The organism is Streptomyces albidochromogenes (assembly GCF_005981925.1).
GTDB classification, from domain to species: Bacteria; Actinomycetota; Actinomycetes; order Streptomycetales; family Streptomycetaceae; genus Streptomyces; species Streptomyces albidochromogenes.
This window is the reverse complement of the sequence record NZ_VBVX01000307.1, coordinates 1-7,399: the sequence shown is the minus strand read 5'-3', so window position 1 is coordinate 7,399 and position 7,399 is coordinate 1. Positions and strand designations below refer to the sequence as shown.

Sequence of the window (7,399 nt, the reverse complement as noted above, 5' to 3'; positions counted from 1 at the left end):
GTGTGGGGTCGGTGTGACGTGGGGGTCTGCGGGGGTGTGAGCGCGGGTGCCCCGCTCGCCCGTACGCTGGTCGGGTGACTCAGGAAGCTCCCGGGGAGCCGACGACCCGGAACGACGACGCGCAGGACCCGCACGCGGCCGGTCAGGAGACCGGGCCCGCGACGGGGCGCACGGCCGACCACGACGCCGCCGGTCGGCAGGCGGCCGGTGGTGACCGGGAACCGGCCCAGGAGGCCGCCGCGGAGCGGCCGGAGGCGCGGCTGGAGAAGGCCGTGCGCGCCGCCGAGCAGGCGCTGATCGAGTTCGAGATCGCGGTGGAGACCTTCCGGGTCGAGGTGGAGAACTTCTCCCGGCTCCATCACCAGAAGCTCGGCCCCATGTACGCGCGCCTCGACGAACTGGACGCCTGCATCGCGGAGGCGAAGGCCGCCCGCACGGGCGATCCGGAGGACCGGCGCAAGGCGGACGAGGCGCGGGCGATCGTCATGCCGATGCCCGGCGTCGAGGAGCTGTTCCACGACTGGATGGACTCCGACGGCCTTTCGCCCGAGGCGTCGGCGATGCTCACCGGGCAGACCGTGCAGCCGCCGAAGCGGGTCAGGCCCACCGAGGAGGCCCGCAAGCTCTACCGCGAGCTGGCCCGCAAGGCGCACCCCGACCTCGCGCAGGACGAGACGGAGCGCAGCCGCAGGGACGAGTTCATCACGCGGGTCAACGCCGCGTACGGGCGCGGTGACGTGGAGCAGCTGCGCGCCCTCGCGGAGGAGTGGGCGGCCGGGCCCGAACCCAAGGAGCTGCGGCCCGAGCGTGACGAGCTCTACGCCCGGCTGGAGTGGCTCTCCCAGCGCAAGGAGCTGCTGTCGGTCATCGCCCAGGAGCTGGAGGAGAGCGCCATCGGGTCGATGCTGCGGATGGCGCCCGAGGATCCGGACCGGTTGCTGGAGGAGATCGCCGAGCAGCTGCTCGCGCAGGTCTCCGAGCGTGAGGCGGAGCTGGCGAGACTGGTGCAGTAGGTTGCCGGACGAGAGATCGCCGGACGAGACCCCGCTGCGACGAGCACACTGAGTACACACGGTTGTATGTACGAGAGAAGGCATGACCCATGAATTTCGCCCCGCTCCCCTCCGTCGCCGCCGCCGCGGTCCCGGCCGACGGCTTCGTGCTGGACGTACGGGAGAACGACGAGTGGGCAGCCGGTCACGTCGAGGGGGCCCTGCACATCCCGATGAGCGACTTCGTGGCCCGCTTCGGTGAGCTGACCGAAGCGGCGGAGGACGGGCAGCGGGTCCACGTGATGTGCCGCGTCGGCGGCCGGTCCGCGCAGGTCACGCAGTACCTGGTGCAGCAGGGCCTGGACGCGGTCAACGTCGACGGCGGGATGCTCGCCTGGGACGGCGCGGGACGCCCCATGGTCACCGACAACGGCTCCCCGGCCTTCGTCCTCTGACCACCCCTCCCGCCGCCGGACCGCGCTCCCGTCCTCGGGGTTCCGGCTACCCGGGGCGGGTCCGGGGCCGTCGTCGGCGCCGGTTCAGCCGAGGGGGTGCGCGGCCAGCAGGTCGCCCAGTGCCTCTTCGTGCGCGGCGGCGGGACCGAGCGACAGCTCGATCTGCTTGGCCCACGCGTGGTAGCGGTGCAGGGGGTAGTCGGTGTCCGCACCGAAGCCGCCGTGCAGATGCTGCGCGGTCTGCACGACACGGCGTACCCCGTCGGACGCCCAGATCTTCGCCACCGCCACGTCGCCCGACACCGGCAGCGCGCCCGAAGAGCGCGTGGCCAGCCGCCAGGCGGCCTGCCAGAGGGTCACTTCCATCGCGCGCAGATCGATGTAGCGGTCGGCGGCCTGGACGGCCACCGCCTGGAAGGTGGCGACGGGGAAGCCGAACTGCTCGCGCTTACCGGTGTATTCGCTCGTCATGGCCAGTACGCGCTCACCGAGCCCCAGCGCCAGCGCGCACGTCCCGGTGGTGAGGAGATCACGCAGCCACTCCCAGGCACCCTCGGCGTCGATCACCTCGTGGTCGCCGACCCTCGCGGCGTCGAGGCGGACCTCGGCGAAGCGCTCGCCGTTGGTGGAGACCTGGTCGGCCAGGGTGACGCCCGGGTGGTCGCGGGGGACCAGCGCGACCACGGCTCGGGCCGTCCCCCCGTACGCGTCCGCGTGGTCCGCGTGCGGCTCCGTGTGAGCGGGCACGGCGATACGGTCCGCGCTCTGCGCCCACGGCACGCCCGTCTGGACCCCGTGGAGCAGCCAGGAACCGTCCTGTCGCCGCGCGGTGACGGCCAGCTCGGCCGGGTCGTGACCCGTCCGGCCGTTGGCGGCGGCCGTCAGCACCAGCTCGCCGCGGCCTGCCCGGGGCAGGATCTGTGCGGCCAACTCCCGGCTGCCGTAAGCCTGTACGGTCATCGCGACCGCGCTGTTCTCCAGCAGCGGCACCCGGGCGAGCACCTTCGCGGACTCGCGCAGCACGAGGCACAGGGCGATGGGGTCGAGACCCGCCCCGCCGTGTTCGGCGGCCAGGACCAGGCTCAGCAGATCCGATCCGGCGAGCCCGGCCCACAGCGGCCGGTCGAAGTCGTCGGCCACAGCGCCCGGTGACAGCGCGGGGCTCGGCACCCGGTCGGGCGCGACGCCGGAGAAGACCGCCTTCGCCGCTTCGACGGCCGCCTGCTGCTCCTCGGTGAAGGTGAAGTCCACGTCCTTGCCCTCCCGCGCCCCGGAAACCGCGCACATCCGACGTCCGTCACCTGACGGAGCGTCAAGATAGAACACGTTCCTGAAAAAGAACACAGCCGGGGAAGGAACGGGCCCGGAGCGCGGGCACCGGAGCACAGGCCCGGAGCGCGGGCCCGGCAGCGGACTCGGCGGAAGCCGGGGACTCAGCGGTCGAAGTCGAGCTCCACTTCCGCCGTCGCCGGGTGCGACTGGCAGGCCAGGACATAGCCCGCCTCGGTCTCCTCCGGCTCCAGCGCGTAGTTGCGGTCCATCCGCACCTCGCCGGAGACCAGGAAGGCACGGCAGGTGCCGCACACCCCGCCCTTGCAGGCGTACGGGGCGTCCGCGCGGCTGCGCAGCACCGTCTCAAGCAGCGACTCGCCGTCCAGCACCGGCCAGTTGCCCGACCGGCCGTCGAGCGTGGCGGTGAGGGTGCTGCTCGCCGGGGCCGGCACCGGACTGCTCGTAACCGTGGCCGTGCCGTCGTCGACGTGGAAGATCTCCTCGTGGATGCGCTTGCGCGCCACCCCGAGGGCGCGCAGCGCCCGCTCGGCCCCCTGCACGAGCCCGAAGGGCCCGCACAGATACCAGCCGTCCACGTCCGCCACCGGCAGCAGCGCGGGCAGCAGTTGCGTCAGCCGCTCCTCGTCGAGCCGGCCGGACGGCAGACCCGCCTGCTGTTCCTCCCGGGACAGCGCGGTGACCAGCTGGAACCGGTCCGGGTACCGGTCCTTGAGGTCGGCCACCTCGTCCAGGAACATCGTGGAGGCCGCCGTGCGGTCGCTGCGGACGAGACAGAAACTGGCGTCGGGCTCCCGCGCCAGCAGCGTGCCCGCCATCGAGAGCACCGGCGTGATGCCGCTGCCGCCGACCACGGCCGCGAAGCGGCCCGGGCGCGGCTCCAGGACGAAGCGCCCCGTCGGCGCCATCGCCTCGACCGTGTCGCCGACGCTCAGCTCCTTGAGGGCGTACGTCGAGAAGTCGCCGCCGTCGACGAGCCTGATGCCCACCCGAAGCACCGGCTCCAGCGGTGCTTCGGCGGCCGGCGCGCAGATCGAGTACGTACGGCGGATCTCCTCGCCGGCCACCACGCGGCGCAGCGCTATGTGCTGGCCGGGCGCGTGCCGGAAGGTCTCGCGGAGCTCGGGCGGCACGGCGAGGGTGACGGCCACGGAGTCGTCGGTGAGCCGCTCGACCTCGCGGACCCGGAGCGGATGGAACCCAGCCCGTCCGGCGTCTGAGGACAGCATCTACAACTCCTTGAAGTGGTCGAACGGTTCGCGGCAGGAGACGCAGCGGCGCAGCGCTTTGCACGCGGTGGAGGAGAACCGGCTGAGCAGTTCGGTGTCCGTGGAGCCGCAGTGCGGGCAGCGCACCGACAGCGTGAGGGGTACGGGCCCGCCGTCGGCGGGCTGCGGGCGCGGCGGGGCTATGCCGAACTCCGCCAGCTTGCGGCGGCCCTCGGCGCTGATGTCGTCCGTCGACCAGGCGGGGGACAGCACGGTGCGCACCGAGACCTCCGGTATGCCGTGGTCGTGCAGCGCGCGCTCGATGTCCGAGGACATCGCCTCGATCGCCGGGCAGCCGGTGTACGTCGGGGTCAGCTCGACCTCGACCCTGCCGGGTCCGAAGACGTGGACGGCGCGCAGGACGCCGAGCTCCTCCAGGGTCAGGACCGGCAGCTCAGGGTCGGGGACGGAGCCCGCGACCCGGCGCAGCTCGGCCTCCAGGTGCGTCTCGGTCACCATGTCGCCCCCGGGTGGCTGCGGTGCAGGTGCTGCATCTCGGCGATCATCCGCCCGAACGGTTCCGTGTGCAGGCCCTGGCGGCCGGCTCCGGCCGTCCACGCGCCGCTGCGCGGCCCCTCGGGCACGGTGAGCGTCGCCCGCTGGAGCACCGCGCCGACCGACTCCCGCCAGTCGTCCTCCAGCTGCTGCCAGTCGGCGTCGACGCCCTCGACGGGCTGGAACATCTCGCCGGTGAAGCGCCACAGCGCGTCGCAGCCCCGCTGCATCCGCTCGTGGCTCTCCGCGGTGCCGTCGCCGAGGCGCAGCGTCCAGTGCTCGGCATGATCACGGTGGTACGCGACCTCCTTGACGGCCTTCCCCGCCAGCGGGGCGAACTCGCCGTCCCCGGCCGCCAGCCGGGCGTACAGCAGCTCCTGGTAGGTGGAGAAGTAGAGCTGGCGCGCGATGGTCTGGGCGAAGTCGCCGTTCGGCTGCTCGACGAGCTGGAGGTTGCGAAAGGCCCGTTCCTCGCGGAGGTACGCCAGCTCGTCCTCGTCGCCGACGAGGGAGAGTAGGACACGGGCCTGCCCCAGCAGGTCCAGCGCGATGTTCGCGAGGGCCACTTCCTCCTCCAGCACGGGGGCGTGGCCCGCCCACTCCCCCAGCCGGTGCGAGAGGACCAGGGCGTCGTCGCCCAGGGCGAGGGCTGCGGGTGCGGCGGTCACGGGTACGCGGTTCACAGGTGCCGCACTCCCTCGGGGATCTCGTAGAACGTGGGGTGCCGGTAGGGCTTGTCCGCGGCGGGCTCGAAGAAGGGGTCCTTCTCGTCCGGCGAGGAGGCGGTGATCGCCGTGGACGGGACGACCCACAGCGAGACGCCCTCGGACCGGCGGGTGTAGAGGTCGCGGGCGTTGCGCAGGGCCATCTCCGCGTCCGGTGCGTGCAGGCTGCCGGCGTGGGTGTGGGACAGTCCGCGGCGCGAGCGCACGAACACCTCCCAGAGCGGCCAGTCGGAGTGGGTCATGCTGCTGCCTTCCCGTGCTTCGCGGCGTACGCGCTCGCCGCCTCCCGGACCCAGGCGCCCTCTTCGTGCGCCGTGCGCCGCTGTGAGATCCGCTGCTCGTTGCAGGGACCGTTGCCCTTCAGTACGTCCCAGAACTCGTCCCAGTCGATCGCGCCGAAGTCGTGGTGTCCGCGCTCCTCGTTCCACCGCAGGTCCGGGTCGGGCAGGGTGAGCCCGAGCGCCTCGGCCTGCGGGACGGCGATGTCGACGAAGCGCTGGCGCAGCTCGTCGTTGGAGTGGCGCTTGATCTTCCAGGTCATCGACTGGGCCGAATGGGCCGACTCGTCGTCCGGCGGGCCGAACATCATCAGCGACGGCCACCACCAGCGGTCCACCGCGTCCTGCGCCATCGCGTGCTGCTCGGGCGTCCCGTTGCTGAGGTGGAGCAGCAGCTCGTACCCCTGGCGCTGGTGGAAGGACTCCTCCTTGCAGATCCGGACCATCGCCCGTGCGTACGGTCCGTAGGAGCAGCGGCACAGCGGCACCTGGTTGGTGATCGCGGCGCCGTCCACCAACCAGCCGATGGCGCCGACGTCGGCCCAGGTCAGCGTGGGGTAGTTGAAGATCGACGAGTACTTCTGGCGGCCCGAGTGGAGCTTGTCGAGGAGCTCCTCGCGGCCGGTGCCCAGGGTCTCGGCGGCGCTGTAGAGGTACAGCCCGTGTCCCGCCTCGTCCTGCACCTTGGCCATCAGGATCGCCTTGCGGCGCAGCGAGGGCGCGCGCGTGATCCAGTTGGCCTCCGGCTGCATGCCGATGATTTCCGAGTGGGCGTGCTGGGCCATCTGGCGGACCAGCGAAGCCCGGTAGGCGTCCGGCATCCAGTCCCGGGGCTCGATGCGCTCGTCCGCCGCCACCGCGGCGTCGAACGCCGCCTCGTGGGCGGCCGTGCGCTCCGCCTCCGCGGCCTGCGCCTCAGCCGTCGTGCGGTGCGCAGCTGCTGTAGCCATCCGAGCCCCCTGCCGTCCCTGCCGGTGTCGTCCTTGCCGGCGTCCCGACCGACCGATCGTTCGGTCCGATGACTTCAATGGTGAGTCGACGGCCCGTAGGGTGTCAACCCTGTGGATAACTGTGCGGGCCGACGGTGATCGGGGCGGGATGGATTCGTACGAGGACAGGGGCGTGAGCGCCGGACGGGACGACGGTCCCGGGCCGGGTGCCGCGGACGCCCCGCAGGCCCCGCGCGCGCCTGGCATACCGGGGGGCGGCATCGCGGCCCTCTCCCTGCCGTACCAGGCGGTGGCGGCCCTCGCGCTCGCCGTCGTCGGGGTCATCGCCTGCGTGCATCTCGGGATGGTCTTCCTGCACGTCGCGCCGTCCAACACCCTCACCAAGCAGAACGGTGAGGCGATCGACGACTGGGTGTACCCCGAGTTCGAGCAGAACTGGAAGCTCTTCGCTCCCAATCCGCTCCAGCAGAACATCGCCGTCCAGGTGCGGGCGCAGGTCCGCACCGCCGACGGCCAGTGGAGGACCACCGGCTGGATCGACCTGTCCGCGCAGGACGGCGAGGCGATCCGCGGCAATCTCCTGCCGAGCCACACCGTGCAGAACGCGCTGCGGCGGGCCTGGGACTTCTACACCGCCTCCCACGACACCGCGAACAAGCCGAACGGCATGCGCGGCGCCCTCTCCGAGCGCTATGTCCGGCGCACGGTGATGCTGCGCCTCGCCCAGCAGGACCTGGGCGGCGAGATCGAGCGGATACAGGTCAGATCCGAGACCAGATGGGTGAAGGCGCCGTCGTGGAGCGAGGAGAAGACGAACACCAGGCCGGCCCACCGGGTGCTGCCCTGGTGGACGGTGACCGAGGCGGATCTGCCGGAGGGCGCACGGAACGCGTCGGAGGCGGCCCGGTGACCGAGCCCGTCCGTACGCCGTCCCCCCGCCCTACGC

9 protein-coding genes are annotated in these 7,399 nt (G+C 72.3%); 3 read left to right on the top strand and 6 right to left on the bottom strand.

Annotated features, from left to right (window positions below; genetic code table 11):
- Nucleotides 1–74 precede the first annotated feature (74 nt).
- Both E2E34_RS28235 and E2E34_RS28230 read left to right on the top strand, forming a co-directional pair.
- Complete coding sequence (locus E2E34_RS28235) at nucleotides 75–1,013, top strand: J domain-containing protein (protein WP_138904720.1); 939 nt, start codon at nucleotides 75–77, stop codon at nucleotides 1,011–1,013.
- An 89-nt stretch (nucleotides 1,014–1,102) separates the two neighbouring features.
- Entirely contained in the window at nucleotides 1,103–1,447 is a 345-nt protein-coding gene (locus E2E34_RS28230) for a rhodanese-like domain-containing protein (RefSeq protein WP_138904719.1), read from the top strand.
- Nucleotides 1,448–1,531: 84 nt separating this feature from the next.
- Here E2E34_RS28230 and E2E34_RS28225 read toward each other — a convergent pair whose 3' ends face one another.
- The 6 genes from E2E34_RS28225 to paaA all read right to left on the bottom strand — a co-directional run bounded on the left by E2E34_RS28225 (nucleotide 1,532) and on the right by paaA (nucleotide 6,453).
- Entirely contained in the window at nucleotides 1,532–2,698 is a 1,167-nt protein-coding gene (locus E2E34_RS28225) for an acyl-CoA dehydrogenase family protein (protein ID WP_138904721.1), read from the bottom strand.
- 182 nt (nucleotides 2,699–2,880) lie between these two features.
- Nucleotides 2,881–3,966, bottom strand: a complete 1,086-nt coding sequence (locus E2E34_RS28220) for a 2Fe-2S iron-sulfur cluster-binding protein (protein WP_138904718.1) — start codon at nucleotides 3,964–3,966, stop codon at nucleotides 2,881–2,883.
- Complete coding sequence (paaD, locus tag E2E34_RS28215) at nucleotides 3,967–4,464, bottom strand: 1,2-phenylacetyl-CoA epoxidase subunit PaaD (protein ID WP_138904717.1); 498 nt, start codon at nucleotides 4,462–4,464, stop codon at nucleotides 3,967–3,969.
- A complete protein-coding gene (gene paaC, locus E2E34_RS28210) occupies nucleotides 4,458–5,183 on the bottom strand; it encodes a 1,2-phenylacetyl-CoA epoxidase subunit PaaC (RefSeq protein ID WP_138904716.1) in 726 nt (241 codons plus the stop codon). The genes paaD and paaC overlap by 7 nt, the downstream gene beginning before the upstream one ends.
- Nucleotides 5,180–5,467 (bottom strand): 1,2-phenylacetyl-CoA epoxidase subunit PaaB, encoded by a 288-nt coding sequence (paaB, locus tag E2E34_RS28205; RefSeq protein ID WP_138898043.1) that lies wholly within the window; start codon nucleotides 5,465–5,467, stop codon nucleotides 5,180–5,182. Before paaB ends, paaC begins: the two co-directional genes overlap by 4 nt.
- On the bottom strand, nucleotides 5,464–6,453 hold the full coding sequence (gene paaA / locus E2E34_RS28200; protein ID WP_138904715.1) for a 1,2-phenylacetyl-CoA epoxidase subunit PaaA: 990 nt from the start codon (nucleotides 6,451–6,453) through the stop codon (nucleotides 5,464–5,466). The genes paaB and paaA overlap by 4 nt, the downstream gene beginning before the upstream one ends.
- Nucleotides 6,454–6,601: 148 nt before the next feature.
- On the opposite strand from paaA, the gene E2E34_RS28195 reads away from it, so the two are divergent.
- Nucleotides 6,602–7,363, top strand: coding sequence for a DUF5819 family protein (locus E2E34_RS28195; RefSeq protein ID WP_138904714.1), 762 nt, complete (start codon nucleotides 6,602–6,604; stop codon nucleotides 7,361–7,363).
- The last annotated feature ends 36 nt before the right edge of the window (nucleotides 7,364–7,399 follow it).